This is a genomic window from Microbacterium trichothecenolyticum (genome assembly GCF_000956465.1).
In the GTDB taxonomy this organism is placed as follows: domain Bacteria; phylum Actinomycetota; class Actinomycetes; order Actinomycetales; family Microbacteriaceae; genus Microbacterium; species Microbacterium trichothecenolyticum.
The window spans coordinates 15,084-36,109 of sequence record NZ_JYJA01000020.1 but is presented as its reverse complement, the minus strand read 5'-3'; the positions used below and the strand labels follow the sequence as shown (position 1 = coordinate 36,109).

At 69.2% G+C, this 21,026-nt stretch carries 23 protein-coding genes; 9 read left to right on the top strand and 14 right to left on the bottom strand.

Annotation, left to right across the window (positions count from 1 at the left end):
• Positions 1-123: 123 nt before the first annotated feature.
• From RS82_RS01815 to RS82_RS01795, 5 genes are all read right to left on the bottom strand, one after another.
• Positions 124-1,050, bottom strand: a complete 927-nt coding sequence (locus tag RS82_RS01815) for an LLM class F420-dependent oxidoreductase (RefSeq protein ID WP_045296516.1) — start codon at positions 1,048-1,050, stop codon at positions 124-126.
• A 25-nt stretch (positions 1,051-1,075) separates the two neighbouring features.
• Complete coding sequence (locus tag RS82_RS01810) at positions 1,076-2,041, bottom strand: cation diffusion facilitator family transporter (RefSeq protein ID WP_045296515.1); 966 nt, start codon at positions 2,039-2,041, stop codon at positions 1,076-1,078.
• A gap of 67 nt (positions 2,042-2,108) precedes the next feature.
• Positions 2,109-3,221 (bottom strand): alpha/beta fold hydrolase, encoded by a 1,113-nt coding sequence (locus RS82_RS01805; protein WP_045296514.1) that lies wholly within the window; start codon positions 3,219-3,221, stop codon positions 2,109-2,111.
• A 178-nt stretch (positions 3,222-3,399) separates the two neighbouring features.
• Positions 3,400-4,071, bottom strand: coding sequence for an SRPBCC domain-containing protein (locus RS82_RS01800; RefSeq protein ID WP_045296513.1), 672 nt, complete (start codon positions 4,069-4,071; stop codon positions 3,400-3,402).
• A 1-nt stretch (position 4,072) separates the two neighbouring features.
• Positions 4,073-4,465, bottom strand: coding sequence for an ArsR/SmtB family transcription factor (locus tag RS82_RS01795; RefSeq protein WP_045296512.1), 393 nt, complete (start codon positions 4,463-4,465; stop codon positions 4,073-4,075).
• 178 nt (positions 4,466-4,643) lie between these two features.
• Between RS82_RS01795 and proC the strand changes: the two genes are divergently transcribed.
• Positions 4,644-5,489: a pyrroline-5-carboxylate reductase gene (gene proC / locus RS82_RS01790; RefSeq protein WP_045296511.1), complete on the top strand. Its 846-nt coding sequence runs from the start codon at positions 4,644-4,646 to the stop codon at positions 5,487-5,489.
• A gap of 14 nt (positions 5,490-5,503) precedes the next feature.
• Here proC and RS82_RS01785 read toward each other — a convergent pair whose 3' ends face one another.
• The 4 genes from RS82_RS01785 to RS82_RS01770 all read right to left on the bottom strand — a co-directional run bounded on the left by RS82_RS01785 (position 5,504) and on the right by RS82_RS01770 (position 12,650).
• Positions 5,504-5,899 (bottom strand): YybH family protein, encoded by a 396-nt coding sequence (locus tag RS82_RS01785; RefSeq protein ID WP_045296510.1) that lies wholly within the window; start codon positions 5,897-5,899, stop codon positions 5,504-5,506.
• Positions 5,900-6,023: 124 nt separating this feature from the next.
• The gene (locus tag RS82_RS01780; RefSeq protein WP_084695400.1) at positions 6,024-10,379 is read right to left on the bottom strand and encodes a family 43 glycosylhydrolase; all 4,356 of its coding nucleotides are present in this window, start codon (positions 10,377-10,379) and stop codon (positions 6,024-6,026) included.
• A 194-nt stretch (positions 10,380-10,573) separates the two neighbouring features.
• Complete coding sequence (locus tag RS82_RS01775; protein ID WP_396653137.1) at positions 10,574-11,233, bottom strand: potassium channel family protein; 660 nt, start codon at positions 11,231-11,233, stop codon at positions 10,574-10,576.
• Between the two features lie 4 nt (positions 11,234-11,237).
• Positions 11,238-12,650, bottom strand: a complete 1,413-nt coding sequence (locus RS82_RS01770) for a TrkH family potassium uptake protein (protein WP_045296508.1) — start codon at positions 12,648-12,650, stop codon at positions 11,238-11,240.
• Positions 12,651-12,778: 128 nt separating this feature from the next.
• Between RS82_RS01770 and RS82_RS01765 the strand changes: the two genes are divergently transcribed.
• Positions 12,779-13,189, top strand: coding sequence for an ArsR/SmtB family transcription factor (locus RS82_RS01765; protein ID WP_045296507.1), 411 nt, complete (start codon positions 12,779-12,781; stop codon positions 13,187-13,189).
• Between the two features lie 55 nt (positions 13,190-13,244).
• On the opposite strand, the gene RS82_RS01760 is transcribed toward RS82_RS01765, so the two are convergent.
• Positions 13,245-14,036: an ABC transporter permease gene (locus RS82_RS01760; protein WP_045296506.1), complete on the bottom strand. Its 792-nt coding sequence runs from the start codon at positions 14,034-14,036 to the stop codon at positions 13,245-13,247.
• Positions 14,033-14,986 carry an ATP-binding cassette domain-containing protein gene (locus RS82_RS01755; protein WP_084695399.1) on the bottom strand — a complete coding sequence of 318 codons (954 nt, stop codon included), beginning with the start codon at positions 14,984-14,986 and terminating at the stop codon, positions 14,033-14,035. The genes RS82_RS01760 and RS82_RS01755 overlap by 4 nt, the downstream gene beginning before the upstream one ends.
• 106 nt (positions 14,987-15,092) lie before the next feature.
• Between RS82_RS01755 and RS82_RS01750 the strand changes: the two genes are divergently transcribed.
• The 5 genes from RS82_RS01750 to RS82_RS01735 all read left to right on the top strand — a co-directional run bounded on the left by RS82_RS01750 (position 15,093) and on the right by RS82_RS01735 (position 17,148).
• Positions 15,093-16,022: a TetR/AcrR family transcriptional regulator gene (locus RS82_RS01750; RefSeq protein ID WP_045296504.1), complete on the top strand. Its 930-nt coding sequence runs from the start codon at positions 15,093-15,095 to the stop codon at positions 16,020-16,022.
• A gap of 111 nt (positions 16,023-16,133) precedes the next feature.
• Positions 16,134-16,325, top strand: coding sequence for a helix-turn-helix domain-containing protein (locus tag RS82_RS01745; protein WP_045296502.1), 192 nt, complete (start codon positions 16,134-16,136; stop codon positions 16,323-16,325).
• A gap of 81 nt (positions 16,326-16,406) precedes the next feature.
• Complete coding sequence (locus RS82_RS20945) at positions 16,407-16,505, top strand: 30S ribosomal protein bS22 (RefSeq protein WP_003792170.1); 99 nt, start codon at positions 16,407-16,409, stop codon at positions 16,503-16,505.
• Positions 16,506-16,594: 89 nt separating this feature from the next.
• Positions 16,595-16,888, top strand: a complete 294-nt coding sequence (locus RS82_RS01740; RefSeq protein WP_045296499.1) for a rhodanese-like domain-containing protein — start codon at positions 16,595-16,597, stop codon at positions 16,886-16,888.
• 8 nt (positions 16,889-16,896) lie between these two features.
• Positions 16,897-17,148: a glutaredoxin family protein gene (locus RS82_RS01735; protein WP_045296556.1), complete on the top strand. Its 252-nt coding sequence runs from the start codon at positions 16,897-16,899 to the stop codon at positions 17,146-17,148.
• A gap of 10 nt (positions 17,149-17,158) precedes the next feature.
• Here RS82_RS01735 and RS82_RS01730 read toward each other — a convergent pair whose 3' ends face one another.
• The 3 genes from RS82_RS01730 to aspS form a co-directional block, all read right to left on the bottom strand.
• Positions 17,159-17,341: a YegP family protein gene (locus RS82_RS01730; RefSeq protein WP_045296498.1), complete on the bottom strand. Its 183-nt coding sequence runs from the start codon at positions 17,339-17,341 to the stop codon at positions 17,159-17,161.
• 134 nt (positions 17,342-17,475) lie between these two features.
• Positions 17,476-18,249: a tyrosine-protein phosphatase gene (locus RS82_RS01725; RefSeq protein WP_045296496.1), complete on the bottom strand. Its 774-nt coding sequence runs from the start codon at positions 18,247-18,249 to the stop codon at positions 17,476-17,478.
• A gap of 51 nt (positions 18,250-18,300) precedes the next feature.
• Positions 18,301-19,641 carry an aspartate--tRNA(Asn) ligase gene (gene aspS / locus RS82_RS01720; protein WP_045296555.1) on the bottom strand — a complete coding sequence of 447 codons (1,341 nt, stop codon included), beginning with the start codon at positions 19,639-19,641 and terminating at the stop codon, positions 18,301-18,303.
• A 73-nt stretch (positions 19,642-19,714) separates the two neighbouring features.
• On the opposite strand from aspS, the gene RS82_RS01715 reads away from it, so the two are divergent.
• Together RS82_RS01715 and RS82_RS01710 are read left to right on the top strand one after the other, a co-directional pair.
• Positions 19,715-20,167 carry a DUF6264 family protein gene (locus RS82_RS01715; protein ID WP_157005280.1) on the top strand — a complete coding sequence of 151 codons (453 nt, stop codon included), beginning with the start codon at positions 19,715-19,717 and terminating at the stop codon, positions 20,165-20,167.
• A gap of 145 nt (positions 20,168-20,312) precedes the next feature.
• Complete coding sequence (locus tag RS82_RS01710) at positions 20,313-20,990, top strand: DedA family protein (RefSeq protein WP_045296494.1); 678 nt, start codon at positions 20,313-20,315, stop codon at positions 20,988-20,990.
• The last annotated feature ends 36 nt before the right edge of the window (positions 20,991-21,026 follow it).

The following is a 21,026-nucleotide window of genomic DNA, read 5'->3' as shown; positions in this document are numbered from 1 at the left end:
CGCGTCGACCCGGGGCGACAATCAGCGGTTACGGGCACAACTCACCGGGAAGTGCCGGACCCGATTCCGGGATCCGGCGCCCCCACGAGGCAGGGAGTCGAGGAATGGGCCACGCCCTGAACGTCAGCGGGGGAGGTGGGGGAGCACCTCGCCGAGGTACTCGACGTGCGAGACATCCTGCAGGTCCATCAGCTGGAAGTAGACGCGGTTGGCGCCGATGGCCACCAGCCGCTCGACCTTCGCGACGATCTCGTCGCGGGTGCCGACGATGTTCACGTCGCCGCGCAGCTCGTCGACGGTGCGGCCGAGATTCTCGGCACGCCGGTCGAGTTCGGACGCGGATGCCGCGGCCAACGTCGGCAGCGCCACCGAGAGCTTGAGCGATTCGGGGTCGCGACCGACGCGTTCGCACGCGGCGCGCACTCCGGCGAACTTCTCCGCCGACTCCGCCTCGGACCGGAAGCCGATGTTGAACTCCGTCGCGAACCGCGCGGCGAGCTCGGGGGTGCGCTTCGGCCCGCCGCCGCCCACGATGACGGGAACGCGGGACTGCACCGGCTTCGGCAGGGCCGGGGCATCCGTCAGCCGATAGTGCTCGCCCGCGAAGCTGTAGGTCTCGTCGACGGGGGTCGACCACAGGCCGGTCACGATCGCGAGCTGCTCCTCGAGGAGGCCGAACCGCTTGGCCGGGAACGGGATGCCGTAGGCGTCGTGCTCGCGACCGAACCACCCCGTGCCGAGGCCGAGCTCTGCACGGCCGCCCGACATCGCGTCGACCTGCGCCACCTGGATCGCCAGAAGCCCCGGAACACGGTAGGTCACCGACGACACGAGCGTGCCGAGGCGGATGCGGGAGGTCTCGCGGGCGAGTCCCGCCAGCGTGGTCCACGCGTCGGTGGGACCGGGAAGCCCGTCGCCGTCGCCCATGTGCAGGTAGTGGTCGGAGCGGAAGAAGCCGTCGAAGCCGAGACGCTCGGCTGCCTGAGCGAAGGCGAGCTGGTCATCGTAGCTGGCGCCCTGCTGGGGCTCGGTGAAGATGCAGTATTCCATGGCGGTCGCTGAACCTGTCGAACGGTCAGTCCGCCGACTTGATGACGAACTCCGACGTGGGCGGAGTGGCGTCGTCGCCCGGTCGGTAGATGTCGGGCTCGAAGTAGATGACGCGAGCCGCCGGCACGGCCGCCCGCACGCGCGCTTCGACGCGGTCGATGTCGGAGGCGACGTGCGCCAGTGGGGCATCCGACGCGAACCCGAGCTTCGCCGCGACGAGCAGCTCGTCGGGGCCGAGGTAGAGCGTCTTGATGTGGATGATCTTCTCGACCTCGGGCCCGTCGTTGATGGCGTCGACGATGCGGTCGTGGTCGGCATCGGTCGCACCCTCGCCGACGAGGAGGCTCTTGGTCTCGATGCCGAGCGTGATGGCCACGAGGATCAGCAGCGTGCCGATCATGAGCGTGCCGATCGCGTCGAACACCGGGTTGTGCGTGATGACGGTCATGCCGACGCCGAACAGCGCGAACACGAGGCCGGTGAGCGCGGCGATGTCTTCGAGCAGGACGACGGGGAGCTCCGGCGCCTTCGCGTGCCGTACGAACGAGACCCACGACTGCCCCTTGGGTCGCACGTGGTTGCTCTCCTTGACGGCCGTGCGCAGCGAGAACGACTCCAGCACGATCGCGACGACGAGCACGGCGATCGGGATCCACGCGTTCTCGAGCTCGTGCGGGTGGGTGAGCTTGTCGATGCCCTCGTAGATCGAGAACAGGCCGCCGACCGAGAACAGGATGATCGACACGACGAACGCGTACACGTACCGCTCGCGGCCGTAGCCGAAGGGGTGCTCGCGGTCGGCCTTCTTCTTCGCCTGGCGCCCGCCGAGCATGAGCAGCAGCTGGTTGCCCGAATCGGCGACCGAGTGGATCGCCTCGGCGAGCATCGACGCCGAGCCCGACAGGAACCACGCGATGAACTTCGCCAGGGCGATGCCCATGTTGGCCAGGAACGCCGCGAGGATCGCCTTGCCGCCGCCGGAAGCACTCATGCGGATGAGTCTACGGATGCCGCGACCCGCGTCATGCGCGGGCCGCGGCCTGTGACGGGTTCCGGCATCAGTCGGACGAGCGCAGGATGATCGCCTCGGTCGGCGGGGAGGGGTCGTGCGGGTGCCCGACGTACCCGATGACCTCGAGCAGCGCGTGGCGGAACTCGGCCGGCCGCTCCAGGTGCGGCGAGTGCCCGGTGTCCTCGAGCGCGAGCTCGGTGACTTGGCCGCCCGCGTCGGAGTACCGGGCCAGGACGTCGCGCGTCTGCGACACCATCTCCTGCGGCGGTGCGACGTCGTCCCCGGGCCAGCCGGGGACGATGCCGAGCTTTCCGAGGTGATTGAAGTCGTAGAAGGATGCGTCCGACACGATGGCGTCGGCGGTGCCGTGGATCCACAGGATCGGCGGCTTGTCGGAGAGGTCGACGATGCCCGACACGTCGAAGTGACCGGGCGTCATGGTGTTGAGCACCCCGATGTCGCCGGCGCCGAAGCCCGGCCAGTTCTCGCTCTTCACCATGTCGCCGGGGTAGTTGCCGGTCGCCGTCGAGGTCGTGAGCATCGACTCCACCCAGACGTCCTCGTTGTCGGTCTGATATCCGGGGGCCACGTAGCCCGAGCGGAAGACGTTGCGAGGCGAGGTCGGCGCCTCGTCGGTGGTGTCGTGGTCGATCAGGCGCTGCACGAAGTCCGGGTTCGCTCCGCCGCCGCCGCACCCTGCGTCGTCATCGGTGAGGCGCGAGCCGTCGCGGCGGGTGCCGCCGAACCCGTACGGCGACACCGGTGCCTGCAGGGTGAGGCTGAGTGCGCCATGATCGAGCGCGTACTGCATCACGACGCCGCCTCCCATCGACCATCCGACGAGGTGCGCCGTCGCGATCCCGAGCGCCTCGAGCGTCGCGCGCACGTCGTCGCTGAAGTCGCGGACCCCGCGGGTCGCGTCGATCGGCGCGTGTTCCGTTCCGCCGAAGCCTCGCAGGTCGATCGCGAGAACCCGCAGGTCGTGAGGCAGGTCCTGCATCAACTCCTGCCAGAACAGCGACGACGACACGTTGCCGTGGATGAGCACCACGGTGCGATCGGGCGGTGTGGCCGGGTCGTCCGCGGTGCGCTCCAGCACGTTCACCGACAGCCCGGGCGTCTCGACGATGCGTGCGGCGATGCCGTCGAAGAGGGTCATTTCGGGTGCCTCCCACGTCCTGCGGAAGCCCCTGCGACCCCGCCCACTCACGAGAATAGACCGGCCGCAGGATCTTGTGAATCGGGTTTCATGTTAGGGATGCCGCGGCCGCGGCCGGGCCCACGCGCCGGGGGGTCCCCTCCGCGCGCCGGCGGCGCGCGGAGGGGCGCGGGACCGGTCAGTCCTCCGTGGAGGGCGGGGTCTGGCCGGTGTAGAAGGCGAACGTGTTGTCAGCGGCTCGCGCAGCGGCAGCGGGATCGGCGCCGTCGGCGGCGTGCGCGGCGCCCCACGCATCGGCGGCGCCGCGATAGAACGCGCGGCCTTCGTCCGTGAACGCCCATGCCTCGGCGTCTTCGGGCTTGGGCCCACCGCCGCCGGTGAGGTGAAGATTGAGCCCGAGCAGGCCGCCATCCCAGCCGACACCGGTGGCGCCGGGGCCGTAGACGTCCCAGAACTCGGCGGGCACCTCGTCGGTGCGGGCGATGTGCTCCAGCTCGAAGCGGGTCGCATCGACGCCCTCCGCCGTGAGCCGCACCGTGAGCCAGGTCACGCCGCCGCCGTACTCCCACGTCGCCTTGTAGTGCGCGGCGCCGTTCGCGGGAGGCGCGCACTCCTGGATCTCGCCGCCGGCGTTGCCCTCGATCTGGTAGCGGCCGCCGACCATGAGGTCACCCGAGATGGGCTGGAACCACCGTGCGATCCGGTCCGCGCGGGTGACGGCGTCCCAGACGTCTTCGATGGGGGACGGATAGGTCTGCGCGAGCGTCTGCACGCGCGACGGGAAGCCGTCGATCTCTTCGCTCGCGATCTCGCGGCTCACTGCGGCGAGCTGGCGCTGCACGTCGACCATGTCAATCCTCCTGGGGTTCGGTCGTGTCGGTTTCGTCGGTGTCGCCGGCGGTGTCCTGTTCCGCCGCGAGACGCCGGGCCCGGCGCCCCCGTGCGAGCTCGGTGCCGAGGGCGTCGAGATGCGGCTGCCAGAACCGCCGGAACGGGTCGAACCAGGCCGCGGCGTTCTCGATCGGCTCCGGCGCGATCGCGTAGAGGCGGCGGGCGCCCTCCGGCCGCACCGTCGCGAACCCCGACTCGCGCAGCACCCGCAGGTGCTGGGAGACGGCGGGCTGCGAGATGCCGAACTCACGCTGCACGTCCTCGCCGATCTCGCCGGCGCTGCGCTCGCCCTCCGCCAGGAGTTCGAGGATGCGTCGGCGCACCGGGTCGCCGAGGATGTCGAGCGCGTGCATGGGACCATGTTTGCGCTCTGGCTTATATAAGTCAAGACCTATGCTGACCTATCCGTTCGCAATTCAGGATGGATGGCGTCGGGATAGGGTGCGACCCACGTGTTTCCGCGCCTCGACGCGTGTGGGTGGAGCAACCATCCTGAATTGCGAACACGGGTGGGCTCGTAGGATCGGATCCATGGCTGCAGACACCCCCGCCCTTCCGCCCATCGCGATCCTCGGCGCCGGCTCCATGGGCGGTGCGATCGCCCGCGGTCTGTCTCGATCGGGCCTCGCTGCCGGGGGAGTGACCACGACGAACCGCTCCCTCGCGAGGGCCGCAGAGCTGGAGGGCCTCGAAGGCGTCACGAGCCTCGCCCTGGAGGCGCAGTCGACCGCGAACACGGATGCCGCGACCGCCGCGGGCGTCGTGCTCGTGGGTGTCAAGCCGACGATGGTGCCGGACCTGCTGCGGGAGATCGCGCCGGTGCTGCGGCCCGGGACGATCGTGGTGAGCCTCGCCGCCGGTGTCACCGTCGCGACCTTCGAGGAGATCCTCGGGGACGGTGTCGCGGTGCTCCGCTCCATGCCGAACACGCCCGCGCTCGTCGGGCGTGGAGTCACCGGCCTCGCTGCCGGCTCGCGCGCGGACGAGGGCGCGGTCGCCACGGTCCGTCGGCTGTTCGAGACCGTCGGCTCCGTCGTCGAGGTGCCGGAGTCGCAGATCGACGCGCTCTCCACGATCTCGGGCTCGGGTCCTGCGTACTTCTTCCTGCTCGTGGAGGAGTTCACGAAGGCCGCCGTCGCCAAGGGATTCGCCCAGCCCGAGGCGCGGCTCATGGCGGAGCAGACCTTCATCGGCGCTGCGGCGCTGCTCGAGGCATCCGGAGACGATCCCGCGGAGTTGCGCCGACGCGTCACCAGCCCGAAGGGGACGACCGAGCGGGCCATCGCGGTGCTGCAGGACGCCCGCCTCGACGACGTGTTCGCCGAAGCCACCGATGCGGCGCTGGCCCGTGCGAAAGAGCTCGCCCAGGGCGGGTGAGCTATTCGTGCGAATCAGCCTCTGGGCTGCTTCATGTACCACTCGGTGAACGCGCGAGCCCGCCCATCCTCGTCGAGGTCGATCACCCACAGATTGCGGTAGGTGCGACCGTCGGGCTGCTCCTCACCCGAGGCGGCGTAGTCGGTTCGGGCGTCGACGAAGACACGGTGGCCGTCGACACCCGCGATCTCCCATTCGAACTCGTACGTGCCCGGCTCGTCGCGCGCGTCGAGCCATCCGGCGACGATCGCGTCAGCACCCGCCCACGGCTCACCCCACGGCTGGGTGAAGTACGCGGCATCGTCGGTGAAGAGTGCTCGGATGTCGTCGGGCTCGTTCGTCTTCCACGCGTTCTCGTACGCCGCGACCCATCGCCGGGCGGCCGCCTCCGTCGTGTTCCGGTCTGTCATGCCGCGAGTATCCCGCGAACCCCGGACAACCGCATCCACCCGGGCAGAGCCCCGGCCGGAGTGCTCGCAGACACAGCAGGAGGGGTGGCACTCGCGTGCCACCCCTCCTGGTCGGATCAGCGCGTCAGCCGCAGACGGTGCCCGCGTAGGTCGCGGTCGTCGTCGACGTGACGGGGGCTCCGCCGATCGTCGCCGTCGCGGTCACCTCGACAAAGCCGCCTTCGAGGTTTCCGAGTCGCGTGGTGAACGCCTGCGACGTGGCCTTGCCGGCGGCGACGGAGGCGATGTCCTTCGCGCCGTAGGCGGTCGCGACCTTGAGCGAAGCTGCGACATCGTCGAGGTTCGTCGCCGTCACGGTGAGCACGGCCTTGCCGGCGACGCAGCGAGCCGCGGTCGTGACCCGGATCTCCGGGCCGGTCGGCGGGAGCTGGATCGTCTGCGGTACGACGCTCTCGAGAGTGGGCACGACCGGCTTGATGAGCCCGTCGGCGCCGAACTCGAGCTTGTCGATCGTCGTCTCACGGTGCGTTCCGTCGCCGCCGGGCATTCCGAACCGGTGGTACGCGATGTACCAGTCGTCAGTGCCCGGGACGTTGATGATCGAGCTGTGGCCGGTGCCCTTGATGCCGAGCGACAGGTCCTTCTGCAGGATCACGCCGCGATACGTCCACGGACCGTTCATGCTGGTCGCGGTGGCGTACCCGACCCGGTAGTTCTCCGATCCGGTGTCGTCGATGGCGTAGGTGAGGTGGTACAGCCCGTTGCGGTAGTTGAAGAAGACGCCCTCGCGGAAGTCCGTCAGCCCGTTGATCCGCTGGTACGTGCCCGGCTTGATCGACACCATGTCGTCGTTGAGCTCCGCCAGCACCGGCGACCCGTTGCCCCAGCCCAGATACCACTTGCCCGTCACCGGGTCGTGGAAGGCGGCCGGGTCGATGGCCTGACCGGACGTGACGGCCTCGTTGTTGAGGATCATCGCCGCGGGCTGTGCGATGAACGGTCCTTCGGGGCTGTCGGCCACCGCGACGCCGATCGTCTTGCGGTTGTACGTCGGGTTGTGGCCGCTGAAGTAGAAGTAGTACTTCCCGTCCCGCTCGATGACCGTCGGCGCCCACGCGTTGCCGGTCGCCCACGGCACGTTGCCGTTCGCGCCGTCGAGGGTGAGGAACGGCTGCGCCGCCCGCTCCCAGGTCGCGAGGTCCTTCGACTTCCACACGTAGAACGTGTTGCCTCCCCACCCGGGCAGCCCGTCGGTCGTCGCGTAGATGTAGTACGTGTCGCCGAACACCGCGATGTTCGGGTCGGCGTAGTACCCCGGCAGCACCGGGCTGTTCACCACGCGCGCCTCGATCTTCCACGTGACGGTCGAGCCGTCCGGCTTCGTCAGCGTGTAGCTCTTCGGCTGGGTGAGGTTCACCGTCGTGCCCGACGCGGGCGAGACCGTGGCCCCGGGAACGGTCGAGAACGTCGGGGCGAGTGCCGAGACATCCGTCCCCTTCTTCACGGGCAGCACGACCGAGTGGTCCGTCGCGTCGACGATCGGCGCGAGCTTGAGCGCATCGGCGTTCGCGAGCGAGACGTCCAGGAGCTGGTCGGTGACGCCCGCATTCGCGAGCACCTCGACGGGCGAGAGCGCACGGTTGTACACGCTCACGTTGTCGAACCAGCCCTGGAAGTAGCCGTCAGCGGAATAGAACGACTTGCCCAGGTACCCGGCGAGGCTCGTGCCGAGGTCGCTGACCTTGGTGTTCAGGGTCGTGTTCTGACCCATCCGGATGCCGTCCGAGTACACCGTCATCGTCGTGCCCTCGAAGACGACGTCGATGTGGTGCCACTGGCCCGAGGCGACCGTTCCGGTCACCGCGGACTCGGTCGTGTACGTCGCCTGGGTGATCGCACTGCGCACATCACCTCCTCGCACGCGCAGGAAGTAGTACTTGTTGGAGTCCTTGCCGAAGGCGAACGAGAAGAAGTTGCCGCTGGTCTTCTCCGACTTGACGTCCATCGACACGGTCATGGTGTCGCGCCCGTCGAAGAAGCCGGTCGGGAACGACGCGAAGCCGTTCGTCGAGCCGTCGAGCTTGAGCGCCTTGCCCTTGACGGCATCCGTCGCCACTGCCGCCGTGCCCGACGCGGTCAGGTTCGCCGCGCCGATCGAGTCGTTCAGCGTGCCGTCGTCGAACGTGTACTTCGCGATCGGCTCCTGCTGAGGCTCCTCCGGGTCGGTCGGGTCGACCGGCTCGTCGCCGTACGCCGCGAGCAGGCGCTCCTCCTCGGCAGCCGACAGCCGCATCACCGAGCCGTGGCGGAAGGCCTGGTCGAACGAGTACTGGTTCGCACCCGATCCCGCGCTCAGCTGCGTGAACTGCAGGCTCGCGAGGGTGTCGGCGGTCTGCGCGTAGTAGCCGCTCTGGTCGCCCATCAGCGCCCAGCGCCCGTCGGGGAGCTGGTAGGCCGTGAGGCCCTCCATCGAGGCGCGCATGCCGTGGGCCGCCGCCTCGCCGCGGGCGATCACCGTGGTCCACGGGCCGTCCAGGCTCGTGGCGGTGTCGACGACCGTGTGCCAGTCCGACGTCGAGAAGCGGTAGTACGTGTCGCCTTCCTTCGCGATGGTCGTGTCGATGATGTTCGGCCCGGTCGCGCCGTCGCCCTTGGCGTTCAGCGAGAGCCAGATCTCGGGCTTGGTGAACGTGGTGAAGTCGCGCGTCTTGGTGAGGTACACCCGCAGCGCCCAGTCGTTCGTGCCGTTGTCGGTCTTGTCGCGCGCCGACCAGTACACGTAGTACTCGCCGGTCGCCTCGTTGTAGATCGCCTCGGGTGCCCACACGCAGCCCGCCTGGTCGAAGCCCGCGAACACGATGCGCTGGTCGCTCCAGTGCACGAGGTCGGTCGACTCCCACACCACGATGTTCTGGCTGGCGTTCAGCTGGTCCCAGCCGGAGCCGCCGGCCCCACCGCCCTCGGCGTGCAGGTCGGTGCCGATGATCCAGTACTTGTCGCCCTCGGGGGAGCGCACCAGGTGCGGGTCCCGCACGCCCAGGTCGCCGGCGAGGTTCGCGAGGATCGGCTCGTTGTCGTTGAGCTTGTCCCAGTGCAGGCCGTCGTCGCTGTAGCCGTAGAAGATCTTCTCGTAGCCGCCCTGCGCCGCGAAGTGCGTCCACAGGTAGCCCGCCGAGTAGTCCTTGTCGAGACCGGCCGGGGTGGCCTTCACTGTCACCGGGATGGTGCGCTGCACGCCGGAGGCCGCGACCGTCGCGGTGAGCGTCACGACGGTGTCGCTCGCGCCGCGCGTCACCACGCCGGCCGCCTTGCCGCCCTGCGCCGTGGTGGTGATGACGCCGGCCGGTGATGCCGACCACGTGATGGCGCTGCCGTTCTTCGAGCCCGCCGCCGGCAGCGTGATGTTGCCGCGGACGTCGCTCGCGTTCTGGATCGAGATCGCATCGAGGTCGGCCTGGGCGAGCGCTTCGCTGCCCGGCTGCGGCAGCACGGTCGCCGTGAACTGCTTCGTCTGCGTCGACGCACCCCGGGTGAGCGTCGCCGTCAGCGTGACGTCGACGCTCGGCTGGCCCGCCGCCGGACGCGTGACGGCGCCCGTCCCCGAGATCACGCCCGCGTTGCCGGTCGCCCACGCGACACTCGACCCGTTCGCCGCCGTCGACGGCAGAGCGAGGTTGGCGGTGACCGCGCTCAGGTTGCCGAGGGAGAGCGCCGCCGCATCGCGCTGCACGCGCGTCGCATCGGCCGGGGCGAGCCCGGCGACCTCGGTCTCCGTCAGCGCGGAGTCGTAGATCCGCACGTTGCGCAGGCTCCCGGCCAAGTACTTGTCGGCGGTGTAGACCGAGCGGCCGAGGTAGTTCGCCGTCGTGACGCCGCCGCCGATGGCGCCCGGCTTGATCGTGACGCCGGTGCTCTGCGCGACCTGCACCCCGTCGAGGTACACGCGGGCGGTGTCGGTCGCGTCATCGAGCGTGTAGGTGATCGTCTTCCAGACGTCGCGGGCGAGGTTCGCGCTGCTGTTGACGGTCTGCTCGGTCGTCCAGTTGCCGGTCGCGATCGAGGTCTTGTAGGTGTTGCCGGTCGAGTACAGGTACCCGTTGCCGACACCCGAGCCGTCGGTGTTTCCGAGGCCGTAGATGAAGTACGGCGTCGCCTGCGACGCACGCACGAGCACGTCGGCGCTCACGGTGATCGAGTCGAGGCCCGCGAGGATGTTGTTCGGCAGCCTGACGTAATCGTCGGTGCCGTCCAAGCGTGCGCCCTCGCTGCCCGTCAGTGTCGGGCCGCCGACATAGGTCGCGTTCCTCCCCGACCCCGAGGCATCCGTCGCCACCGTGCCGGAGGTCTCATCGAGCTGATAGTGCGCGACGAGATGGGGTTCCGCCGCCAAGGCGGGTTGGGTCGCGACGACGGCGCCGGTGACCCCGAGTGCCAATGCCGTGAGCCCTGCGACTGTTCTTCGCAGGCGTGAGTGCCTCATTGCAGATCCTTTCCCTCCCGGTCATCAGCGGCCGGGACGCGCCGACTCCCGATGGTCGGCCCGCCGGAATGTTATCGCTCACTGTGAGCGCGAACAAGGATCGATTTGTAACGATCAAAGCGTGGATCCACGTGTGGCCGCTTCCGGGCAGGCGGAAGCCGCCCGCGCGGAAGCGGGGTGTGTGGGGGAGGCCGTCAGCGCTCGAGCGAGGCGAAGCGCTCGATGTCGGAGTTGGTGCCCGACACGATGATGAGGTCGTGGTTCGTGACCACGGTGTTGGCCTCGGCGTAGCGGAAGGGCTTGCCGGGGCTCTTCACGCCGACGACCGTGACGTTGTACTTCGTGCGCACGCCGGATTCGTTCAGGCCGACACCGCGGATGAACTTCGGCGGGTACAGCTTCGCCAGCGCGAAGTCGTCGTCGAATCGGATGAAGTCGAGCATGCGTCCGCTGACGAGATGGGCGACGCGCTCGCCGGCCTCCCGCTCGGGGTAGATCACGTGGTTCGCGCCCACGCGGGCGAGGATCTTGCCGTGCGACTGCGACACCGCCTTCGCCCAGATCTGCGGCACTTTCAGGTCGACGAGATTGGCGGTGATGAGGACGGATGCCTCGATCGAGGAGCCCACCGCGACGACGGCGACCGAGAAGTCCTGTGCGCCGATCTGCTTGAGCGAGTCGATGTTGCGGGCGTCCGCCTGCACCGTGTGGGTGACCCGCTCCGACCACTTCTGCACGAGGTCGAGGTTGTCGTCGATGGCGAGCACCTCGCGGTCGAGCCGGTCCAGCTCACCCGCACAGGCGGCGCCGAAGCGCCCGAGTCCGATCACGAGAACAGGCGCATCGCCCCTCATCCGCTCAACCAACGATCGGCCTTTCCACCGGCAGCGAGTACAGCTGCGATCGGGATGACGCGGCCACCGCCGCGGCGAGTGTCACTGTACCAACGCGACCCATGACGATCGTGATGGCCAGGACGTAGATGGCGGGATCCGGCAGCTGCGCGGTGAGGCCGGTCGACAGGCCCACGGTCGCGAAGCCGGAGATGACGTCGAACAGGACGTCTCCGAGATCGGCCTTCGTGATCTGCGTGATGATGATCGTCGAGATCGCGACGATCGTCGAGCCCCAGGCCACGACCGACAGCGCGACGCGCAGCACGTCGCTCGGGATGCGGCGACCGAACGCCTGGTTCGACGCGCGACCCTTGGCCTCGGAGATGACCGCGAGCGCGATGACTGCGAGCGTCGTGACCTTGATGCCGCCCGCGGTCGACGCGGAGCCGCCGCCGACGAACATGAGCATGCACGCGACCAGGAGGCTCGACTGGTTGAGCTGCCCGATGTCGAGGATGGCGAAGCCACCGGATCTCGTCATCGCCGACAGGAAGAACGCCTGGAACGTGGTGTCCCACGCATCGTTGGTGCCGAGGGTGAGCAGGTTGTCGTACTCGAGGATGAGGAAGACGACGCCGCCGAGGAAGAACAGCGTCACCGTCGTGATGAGGGTGAGCTTCGCGTGCAGCGACCACCGCCGGACGCGCCACCGCTGACGCAGAAGCGTGTAGATCACCGGGAATCCGATGGAGCCGAGGAACACGCCCGCCATGAGAACCGTGAGGAAGAAGTAGTCGTGCCGGAAGGGCGCGAGGCCCTCGGCGTTCGGCGTGAACCCCGTGTTGGTGAACGACATCGCGGCGTAGAACGGCGCCTCCCACAACGCGACGTTCCACGGAACCCCCGCGACGAGCAGGCCCGGATAGAGCAGGATCGCGATCGCGCCCTCGATGACGAGGGTCGACAGGGCGACGGTCGCGAGCAGGCTGCCGATCTGGCCGAGCTGAACCGTCTGGCCCTCGTTGACCGGGCCGCCGTGGGTGCGGAGGGGATTCGAGTCGCTGGCGGCGATGAGCTTCGCGCGCAGGCCGAGCCGCCGCGAGATCACGAGTCCCAGGATGGACGCGAGGGTCAGCACGCCGAGGGCACCGATCTGGACGCCGACGAACACCAGCACATGGCCGAACGGCGACCAGTGCGTCGCCATGTCGACGGTCGCGAGTCCGGTGACGCAGATCGTCGACACCGCCGTGAAGAAGGCGTCGGCGAAGGGGGTGACCTGACCGTTCGCGGCCGCCACGGGAAGCGAGAACAGTCCGGTGAACACCAGGATCAGCGAGAGGAAGATGATGATCGCGAACCGCGCGGGGGAGCGCTGGGTCAGGTCGCGGAAGAACTCCATGAACCCGTGGCCGACCGCGCGCAGCGCACTCATGCCTGAGACGGGTGCGGCGCGCCTGCCATCCGTCATACGGGGTTCCTCCTGGTGCGAACGGTCCTCGTGCGGGCGGCCCGGCGGTCTCGCTCATGGTACTCCGCTGGGCTCCCGACTAATCTGAGCACATGGCGGACATCTTCGACGTGATCGCAGACGGAACGCGTCGCGACATCCTGCGACTGCTGCTCGATCGATCATCCGCCGGAGAGCGCGGCACCAGCGTGTCGCACATCGTGACCGAGCTCGGCGCCAGCCAGCCCACCGTCTCGAAGCACCTCAAGGTGCTGCGCGACGCCCACCTGGTCTCGGTGCGCGAAGAGGGCCAGCACCGCTACTACAGCCTCTCGGCCGCACCCCTCGACGAGGTCGACGACTGGCTCGTGCCCTTCCTCGACGACGGCGGCGGCATCGAGGGCGACGGCATCGCCGCGGCGCTGCCGGATTCGGCAGCGCACGCGGCCGAGGTCGTCGGCCGCGCCGCCGCGTCCGCGAAGCACGCCCTCGAGAACGCCCTCAAGCGCCTCCCCGGACGTTGACCGACAGAAACGGACGGGATGCCTCGGCTCGAAGCATCCCGTCCGTCGAGCGAGGTCAGTGGCGACGGCTCTTGCGGCCGAAGAGCCACGCGCCCCAGACCGCCGAGATCGCGACGATCGCGATGCACCAGCCGATGGCCCACCACGCCTCGGTGCCGAGGTCGGTACCCATCAGGAGGCCGCGGAGGGTCTCGATGATCGGGGTGATCGGCTGGTTGTCGGCGACCCACTGCAGCCACTCGGGCATGGTCTCGACCGGCACGAACGCGCTCGACAGGTACGGCAGGAAGAGAATGATGAACCCGTAGCCGGATGCCGCCTCCGGGCTGCCGGCCGCCAGCCCGATCGAGGCGAACAGATACGTGATCGCGAGGATGTACAGCGCGATGAGTCCGGCCGCGCCGATCCACGCGAGGAGGTCGGCGTGCGGGCGGAACCCGACGAGGAGCCCGACCCCGATGACGACGGCGGTCGCGACGAGGTTGCGGGCGAGGCTCGCCACGACGTGACCCGTGAGCACGGCGCCGCTGCGCAGCGGCATCGTGCGGAAGCGGTCGATGATGCCGCTGGACATGTCGCGCGCGACGTAGGTCGCGGTCGTCGCGGCTCCGAAACCCGCGCAGAGCAGGATGATGCCCGGGACGACGTAGTCGACGTAGGCCCCGCCGGGCTCGATCGCGCCGCCGAACACGAACGTGAACAGCAGCATGAGCATCACCGGCAGCAGGATCGACATGCTGAGCGATTCGCCGTCGCGCAGCGACTGCGTGAGACTGCGTCCGACGAACACCGACTCGGCGGTGAAGCCGCGCAGCGGCGGGCGAGGGGTGATGGCGGTCGTGGTCATGCGAGCTCCTTGGCGGCAGGGGCGTGGGACGCGCCGGTGAGCGAGAGGAAGACGTCGTCGAGGGTCGGGCGTCGCAGCGTCACCTCGGCGCCGGCAACCCCGTCGCCGAGCTGGTCCATCGCCGAGCGAAGGCCGTCGATCGATCCGTCGGTGGCGATCTCGCGCAGCACCTCGCCGCCGGCCCCGGTCAGCACGACGGTGTCGGTGCCCACGAGCGACTTGAGCTCGGCGGGGGTGCCTGTCGCGACGACGCGACCCCCGTCGAGCACCGCGATGCGGCCGGCGAGCTGATCCGCCTCCTCGAGGTACTGGGTCGTGAGGAACACGGTGGTGCCGGCGCTGGCGAGCGACCGGATGACGTCCCACAGCTCACGGCGGCTGCGCGGATCGACGCCGGTGGTGGGCTCGTCGAGGAACAGAACCTCGGGGACCACGACGAAGCTGAGGGCGAGGTCGAGACGTCGGCGCATCCCGCCGGAGTAGGTGCCCACGCGGCGGGTCGCGGCATCCGTCAGCGTGAAGCGCTCCAGCAGCTCGGCGGCGCGCAGCTTCGCGGTCCGCCGCGACAGACCCGACAGGCGCCCGAGCATGACGAGGTTCTCGACCCCGGTGAGCATGTCGTCCACGGCGGCCGACTGCCCGGTGAGCGCGATGCGCCCGCGCACCGCGTCGGGCTGCGTCGCGACGTCGTGCCCCGCCACCCGGGCGCTGCCGACGTCGGGGCGCAGCAGCGTCGTGAGGATCGAGATGGTCGTCGTCTTACCCGCGCCGTTCGCGCCGAGGAGGGCGAAGATCTCGCCGCGCGCGACTGTGAGATCGAGGCGGTCGAGGACGAGGGTGCGTCCGAAGCTCTTGCCGAGCCCGCGGACGTCGATGGCGGGTGCTGGGCCCACGTACCGAGAGGCTCCGCGCGACGCGCCAGCGGCGTGTGGAGTAGGTGTGGGGATCATCGCGGCATCCTTCCGTCAGATCGTGTAGGGGAGAAACTGTTTATGCCAGTAACTGTTTATGACGCTAACACACTGTTTACGTAATAAACAGTCTTAGACTGACGCCATGACCGATGCAGTCGAGCCCGAGCTCCCGCGGGGCATCGCCCTCGCGTGGGGAGTGGCCGCCAACCCGCAGCGCGGCCCCAAGCGCGAGATGAGCGTCGAGCGCATCGTGGAGGCGGCGGTGGAGATCGCGGATGCCGAGGGCCTCGGTGCCGTGTCGATGGCCGCGGTGGCAGCGCGCCTCGGCTTCACTCCGATGTCGCTCTACCGCTACGTCACCGCGAAGGAAGACCTCATCCTGCTCATGCAGGAGGAGGCGACCGGTGCGCCGTCGGAGGCGACGCGGACGGCCGGTGGGTGGCGTGAGCGGCTGGAAGCGCTCTACCGCGAGCAGTTGCAGCACTACCTCACGCACCCGTGGGTCCTCGACATCCCGATCTCGGGGGTCCCCGCGACGCCGAACAGCGCCGCATGGATGGACGCCGGGCTGAGCGCGCTCGCCGACACCGACCTCAGCTACACCGAGCGCCTCGCCGTCATGCTGCTCGTCACCGGCACCGCGCACTGGGCCGGCACCGTCCTCGCGGGCTACGCGCGGGTCGAGCGCGAGCGGGGTGTCGACGGCCAGGCGATCAGCCGCAGCGAGGACGCGATGTTCCGCGCCCTGATCACGGCCGACGCCTACCCCGAGCTCCGTGCCGCGATCGAGGCGGGCGCGTTCCTCGACGAGTCGGATCCGTTCTCCTTCGCCCTCGCCCGCGGCCTCGAAGGGGTCAGCGCCTACATCGCCGCGACAGCCGACGGACGCCCGGAACGGCCGCAGTCGTGGGTCGTGCCCGACGACGCCGACATCGCCGACGACAAGAAGTTCCGCGAGGCCCGCAAGGCCGTGCGTGAGGCCGAGAAGGCTCTGCGCGACGCCCACAAGCTCGAGCGTCAGGCCGCGCGCGAGGCGCGTGATCGGCGCGCTCGGCAGCGTCCGGAAGCGTGATCACCCCACGGGCATCACGTGTCACAGGCTTCACACCAGTCTCTGTGTTTACACGCGGGTCGCCCGCGTTCTAGAGTGACTGCAGCACTTCTGGGGAAGGGGGGGATCGACATGGCTGAATTGCCGGACGTGCGCTTCCTCACGGTGGCCGAGGTCGCTGAGCTGATGCGGGTCTCGAAGATGACGGTGTACAGGCTCGTGCACTCGGGCGAGCTGCCCGCGGTGCGCTTCGGCCGCAGCTACCGCGTGCCCGACTCAGCGGTCACCGAGGCTCTGCAACGGCCGATCGCCGACGTCGGCTAGACTGTCCCGAGGCATTTTCCTTTTGCCCCGTTCCCGGGCGCGGCCAGGCCGCGTCCAGACCCCGATCTAGTGAGGTTTTCCGTGGGTTCTGTCATCAAGAAGCGCCGCAAGCGCATGGCGAAGAAGAAGCACCGCAAGCTGCTTCGCAAGACTCGCCACCAGCGCCGCAACAAGAAGTAAGCGGCATCCGCACCAAGCGCCTGTCTCCGGACGGGCGCTTCGTGTATCCCGCGCCCCCGCCGGCGCAGCCCGCGACCCGAGAGGCCGTCATGAAGTCCATCACCGTTCAGCAGCTGCGCGACCGCGTCGGGACGCCGCTCATCGATGTCCGCGAGGTCGACGAGTACGCCGCGGGCCACGTGCCCGGCGCCGTGAACATCCCGATGTCGGTCATCGGCGGTCGCCTCGACGAACTGCCCGACGGCGCGTTCGACGTCATCTGCGCGATCGGCGGCCGCTCCGGCCGCGTGGTCGAAGCGCTCGAAGCGCGCGGCTACGACGTCACCAACGTCGACGGCGGCACGAACGAGTGGATCGCGGCCGGCTTCCCGGTCGAGGCGTGACGCCGCGCGTGAGGACCATCACCCTCATCGGCAAGCCCGACTGCCACTTGTGCGACGTGGCGCGCGAGGTCGTCGAGACCGTCGTGGCGGAGCTGCCCGAGGACGCGGTCGACGTCGAGGAGCTCTCGATCGCCGACGACCCGTCCCTCTATGCGCAGTGGTGGGAGAAGATCCCCGTCGTGCTCATCGACGGCGAGCTGCACGGACACTGGCGCGTGTCGCCCGACCGCCTGCGTGCGGCGCTGGCCACCGCGCGCTGACGGACCGGCGTCACCTCTCGATCTCTTCGACCTCCGCGCCGGGCGCGTTCGTCTTGACCGATTCGATGCCGTTCAGTGCGCTCGCCTTCGACGAGTATCCCTGACTGGTCGCGATCACCTGTCCGTTCGACGCCTTCAGGTTGAAGCGCCAGTCTCCGCCCTTGTCGGTCCACAGTTCGAACTTGCCCGCCATCGGAGCCCCCTCGGTCCATGTGGGAAGCGGACGGATGCCGCGTCCCGGCGTGTCGCCGCGTTCACGCTATCGGCGCCGGCGTCGCCGCGGAAGGGACCCGCGTCCTCCGGGTTCCGGGTGGCGGATGCCGGGGTTCACGCCCGCAAGCGAGTCCGGAGCGCGTCGAGCTCCGCGTCGGTGAGGCCGCCCGACTGCAGATAGGCGGCGGACCCGCCCTTGCCGTCGACCCAGGTCAGGGCCTGCTCGATCGCAGCGGGAGGAGTCCTGGTCACGAGGGTGCGCAGCGAGTCGGTGACGGGCACGCCCATCGAGGTGAGGGTGCCGAGCATGCCCTCGGCCCAGGGACCGGCGAGGTTGTCCTGCGAGGACGCGTAGTCGGCGACGATCGCGTCGCGCTCCGCGCCCGCGGCGTCGAGCATCAGGGCGACCGCCACCCCCGTGCGATCCTTCCCCGCGGTGCAGTGCACGAGCACCGCCGTCGGCTCGTCGTCGGTGGATGCGCCGACGAGGCGTGCCACGCCCGCGAAGGTCTCTGCGCCGGCGGCGAGCATCGACAGGTACAGCTCGCCGAGCGTGGGCAGCTGCGCCAGCACGGTCGCGAACGACTCCGGCACTGCCGTCGCGTCGGCGCCGACCGCCGGCTGGGGCAGCGCGCCCTCCAGGAGGGTGAGCGACTCGACGCGGAACGGGCGTGACACCGGAACCCGATCGGGAGCCATCTGCTGCTCGACGGGCGTGCGGAAATCGGCGATCACGCCTACCGCCGTGTCGGCGAGCTGCGCGAGCCCGTCGTCGGTGAGCGCGTTGAGCGCGGCAGACCGGTAGAGCACGCCGCTGCGGATCACGCCGCCCGAGGTCAGCGGCATCCCGCCCGTATCGCGGAAGTTGAACAGTCCCTCGATCGCCATACGATTCACCCTAGCCGCCGACGCCCGACGGCCTGCACCGTCCGGGGCGGGTCAGGGCGCGAGGCGCGTCGGGCCCCTGAAGAGGTAAGTGACCTCGCGGATCGAGTCCTGCCCGAGCAGCAGCATGAGCACTCGCGCGAGGCCCATGCCGAACCCGCCGTGGGGCGGGGCGCCATAGCGGAAGAAGTCGAAGTAGAAGTCGAGGTGCTCGGCCCCGAGGCCCTTCTCCTTCGCCTGCTCGATCAGCACGTCGACGCGGTGCTCGCGCTGGGCACCCGTGGTGATCTCGACCCCCTTGAACAGGAGGTCGTACGACTTGGTGAGCCCGGTCTCCTCGTCGCGCATGTGGTAGAACGCGCGGATCTCGGGGTGGTAGTCGGTGATGAAGACGAACTGGTGGCCGTAGGTCTCCTCGACGTAGGCCGAGATCTGGCGCTCGCCCTCGGGGTCGAGGTCGCCGTCGGTGCGGGGGATCTCGTAGCCGCGGCTCTTCACGATCTCGCGCGCCTCGGCCAACGGGATGCGCGGGAACGGAATCGCCGGCACCTGCACCTCGAGGCCGAAGAGCTCCTCGATCTCGGCGCCGTGCTTGTCCTTCACGGCCTGGAACGCGGTCTGCAGGAGCTCCTCCTGCATCGCGGCGACGTCCTCGTGGGAATCGATCCAGCTGATCTCGGCGTCGACCGAGGTGAACTCCGTCGCGTGGCGCGACGTGAACGAGGGGTCGGCGCGGAAGGCGGGGGCGATCTCGAAGATCTTGCCGAAGCCGGCGACCTGCGCCATCTGCTTGAAGAACTGCGGCGACTGCGCGAGATACGCGGTCTTGTCCTCGAAGTACGGCACCTCGAAGAGCTCGGCGTTGGACTCGGATGCCGAGGCCATGAGCTTGGGGGAGTGCACCTCGATGTAGTCGCGCTCGATCCAGTACGAGCGGAAGGCGTGCTCGAGGGTGGTCTGGACGCGGAAGACGAGGTTGTTGCGGCGCTGGCGCAGGTCCAGGAAGCGCCAGTCCATGCGCTTGTCGAGGCCCGAGTCCGCCGCGATGGGCGTCTCGGGGAGGGCGGCCGCCGCGATGTCCAGGCGTGCGATCTTGATCTCGACCCCGCCGAGCTTCACGCGCTCGTCGTGCTTGAGCTCGCCGGTCACGGTCAGGAAGGTTCCCGTGGCGAGGTTCGAGATGAGGTCCGTGAGGGCCAGGGCCGCAGCATCCTGGTCGCTGCCGTCCTCTGCTGGGCGCGTCGCGGGGTTCACCAGCTGCACGGCGCCGGACTCATCCCGGAGGATCACGAACTGCACCTTCTTCTGATCACGGACGGTCTCGACCCACCCGGAGACCGACACCGGGCCGTCGGCGAGACCCTGAAGCTGCTTGACGAGGACGCGTTCACTCACGAGCGACAAGTCTACGTGGACGCGCCGCACTCGCCTTCTCGCCGAAATCCGCACCCACCGCTACCATGCGGGCATGACCACGCCGGAATCCGAGCAGCCTGCGCCGGCTTGGACCGCGGCGGCTCCGCCTCCCTATCCGGGCGGCCACGCCTACACGCCCTCCGCGGAGGGCGCAGCCCCGACGAAGCCGCCGGTGAAGGTCCTCGACCTCGTGATCACGATCGTGCTGCTGGTCGCCGACGCGGTGCTGGCGACGCTCGCGTCGTTCATGGGGATCTTCCTCGTGATGGCGTCCGATTCGTGCGGCGCCCGCGACTGCAACGTCGACCTCATCACCCTCGGCTGGCTGATGGGCATGATCCTGCCGTGGGTGATGCTCGTCGCGACGGTCGTCGTGGCGATCGTGCTGATGGTCAAGCGACGGCTCGCATTCTGGGTTCCGCTCGCCGGAGCCGCCCTCATCGTGCTGTCGCTCGTCGCAGCGTTCATGGTCGCTTCGGCCGCGGTTCCGGGTTCGACCCTCTGATCCCAGCGGGAACCCGCGAGGTCCATCGGCTTCCGGGGGTCTGCACCCGGGTTCCGTTCACCATCGCCCCGTAGCGTGGACGGTGTCGCGCCGACCGGTCGCGGCCGCCGCCACGAAAATGCCACCGACGGACGGGATCCGACGAATGACGACTGCGACGACGACCGACGGCTCCTGGCTCACCGCTCTCGCGGACTGGGCCGTCTCCCTGATGGACGTGATCGGACCCGCCGGAGCGGGCATCGCGATCGCGATGGAGAACCTCTTCCCGCCGCTGCCGAGCGAGGTGATCCTGCCGATGGCGGGACTCGCGGCCAGCCGCGGGTCGTTCTCGCTGGTCGAGGCCTTGGCGTGGACCACCATCGGATCGGTCCTCGGCGCGCTCCTTCTCTACGGGCTCGGCGCGTGGCTCGGGATCGCGCGGCTGCGTGCGATCGCGACCAAGGTGCCGCTGCTTCACCCGGAAGACATCGACCGCACGGTCGCGTGGTTCGGGCGCCACGGCGGCAAGGCGGTGTTCTTCGGCCGGATGATCCCGATCTTCCGGAGCCTCATCTCCATTCCCGCAGGCATCACCCGCATGCCCGTGTGGCGGTTCACGCTGCTCACGGCGGCGGGAAGCCTGGTGTGGAACTCGATCTTCGTGCTCTCGGGCTTCTTCCTCGGGGAGTCGTGGCACATCGTCGAGCGGTACGCCGAGATCCTGCAGTACGTCGTGATCGCTGTTGCCGTCATCGGCGTGGCATGGTTCCTGTACGTGCGGGTCCGTGCCCTGCTCGAGTCCCGTGGCACCTCTCGCGGTCCCGAGCCCGAACTCGACTGAGGCGGGCGCCGAAGCTGGGAGAACGCTCAGCCGGTC

Coding starts and splice junctions, on each gene's coding strand:
- RS82_RS01815 (WP_045296516.1), bottom strand. CDS start 1,050: ATGGAATACTGCATCTTCACCGAGCCCCAGCAGGGCGCCAGCTACGAT.
- RS82_RS01810 (WP_045296515.1), bottom strand. CDS start 2,041: ATGAGTGCTTCCGGCGGCGGCAAGGCGATCCTCGCGGCGTTCCTGGCC.
- RS82_RS01805 (WP_045296514.1), bottom strand. CDS start 3,221: ATGACCCTCTTCGACGGCATCGCCGCACGCATCGTCGAGACGCCCGGG.
- RS82_RS01800 (WP_045296513.1), bottom strand. CDS start 4,071: ATGGTCGACGTGCAGCGCCAGCTCGCCGCAGTGAGCCGCGAGATCGCG.
- RS82_RS01795 (WP_045296512.1), bottom strand. CDS start 4,465: ATGCACGCGCTCGACATCCTCGGCGACCCGGTGCGCCGACGCATCCTC.
- proC (WP_045296511.1), top strand. CDS start 4,644: ATGGCTGCAGACACCCCCGCCCTTCCGCCCATCGCGATCCTCGGCGCC.
- RS82_RS01785 (WP_045296510.1), bottom strand. CDS start 5,899: ATGACAGACCGGAACACGACGGAGGCGGCCGCCCGGCGATGGGTCGCG.
- RS82_RS01780 (WP_084695400.1), bottom strand. CDS start 10,379: ATGAGGCACTCACGCCTGCGAAGAACAGTCGCAGGGCTCACGGCATTG.
- RS82_RS01775 (WP_396653137.1), bottom strand. CDS start 11,233: ATGAGGGGCGATGCGCCTGTTCTCGTGATCGGACTCGGGCGCTTCGGC.
- RS82_RS01770 (WP_045296508.1), bottom strand. CDS start 12,650: ATGAGTGCGCTGCGCGCGGTCGGCCACGGGTTCATGGAGTTCTTCCGC.
- RS82_RS01765 (WP_045296507.1), top strand. CDS start 12,779: ATGGCGGACATCTTCGACGTGATCGCAGACGGAACGCGTCGCGACATC.
- RS82_RS01760 (WP_045296506.1), bottom strand. CDS start 14,036: ATGACCACGACCGCCATCACCCCTCGCCCGCCGCTGCGCGGCTTCACC.
- RS82_RS01755 (WP_084695399.1), bottom strand. CDS start 14,986: ATGATCCCCACACCTACTCCACACGCCGCTGGCGCGTCGCGCGGAGCC.
- RS82_RS01750 (WP_045296504.1), top strand. CDS start 15,093: ATGACCGATGCAGTCGAGCCCGAGCTCCCGCGGGGCATCGCCCTCGCG.
- RS82_RS01745 (WP_045296502.1), top strand. CDS start 16,134: ATGGCTGAATTGCCGGACGTGCGCTTCCTCACGGTGGCCGAGGTCGCT.
- RS82_RS01740 (WP_045296499.1), top strand. CDS start 16,595: ATGAAGTCCATCACCGTTCAGCAGCTGCGCGACCGCGTCGGGACGCCG.
- RS82_RS01730 (WP_045296498.1), bottom strand. CDS start 17,341: ATGGCGGGCAAGTTCGAACTGTGGACCGACAAGGGCGGAGACTGGCGC.
- RS82_RS01725 (WP_045296496.1), bottom strand. CDS start 18,249: ATGGCGATCGAGGGACTGTTCAACTTCCGCGATACGGGCGGGATGCCG.
- RS82_RS01715 (WP_157005280.1), top strand. CDS start 19,715: ATGACCACGCCGGAATCCGAGCAGCCTGCGCCGGCTTGGACCGCGGCG.
- RS82_RS01710 (WP_045296494.1), top strand. CDS start 20,313: ATGACGACTGCGACGACGACCGACGGCTCCTGGCTCACCGCTCTCGCG.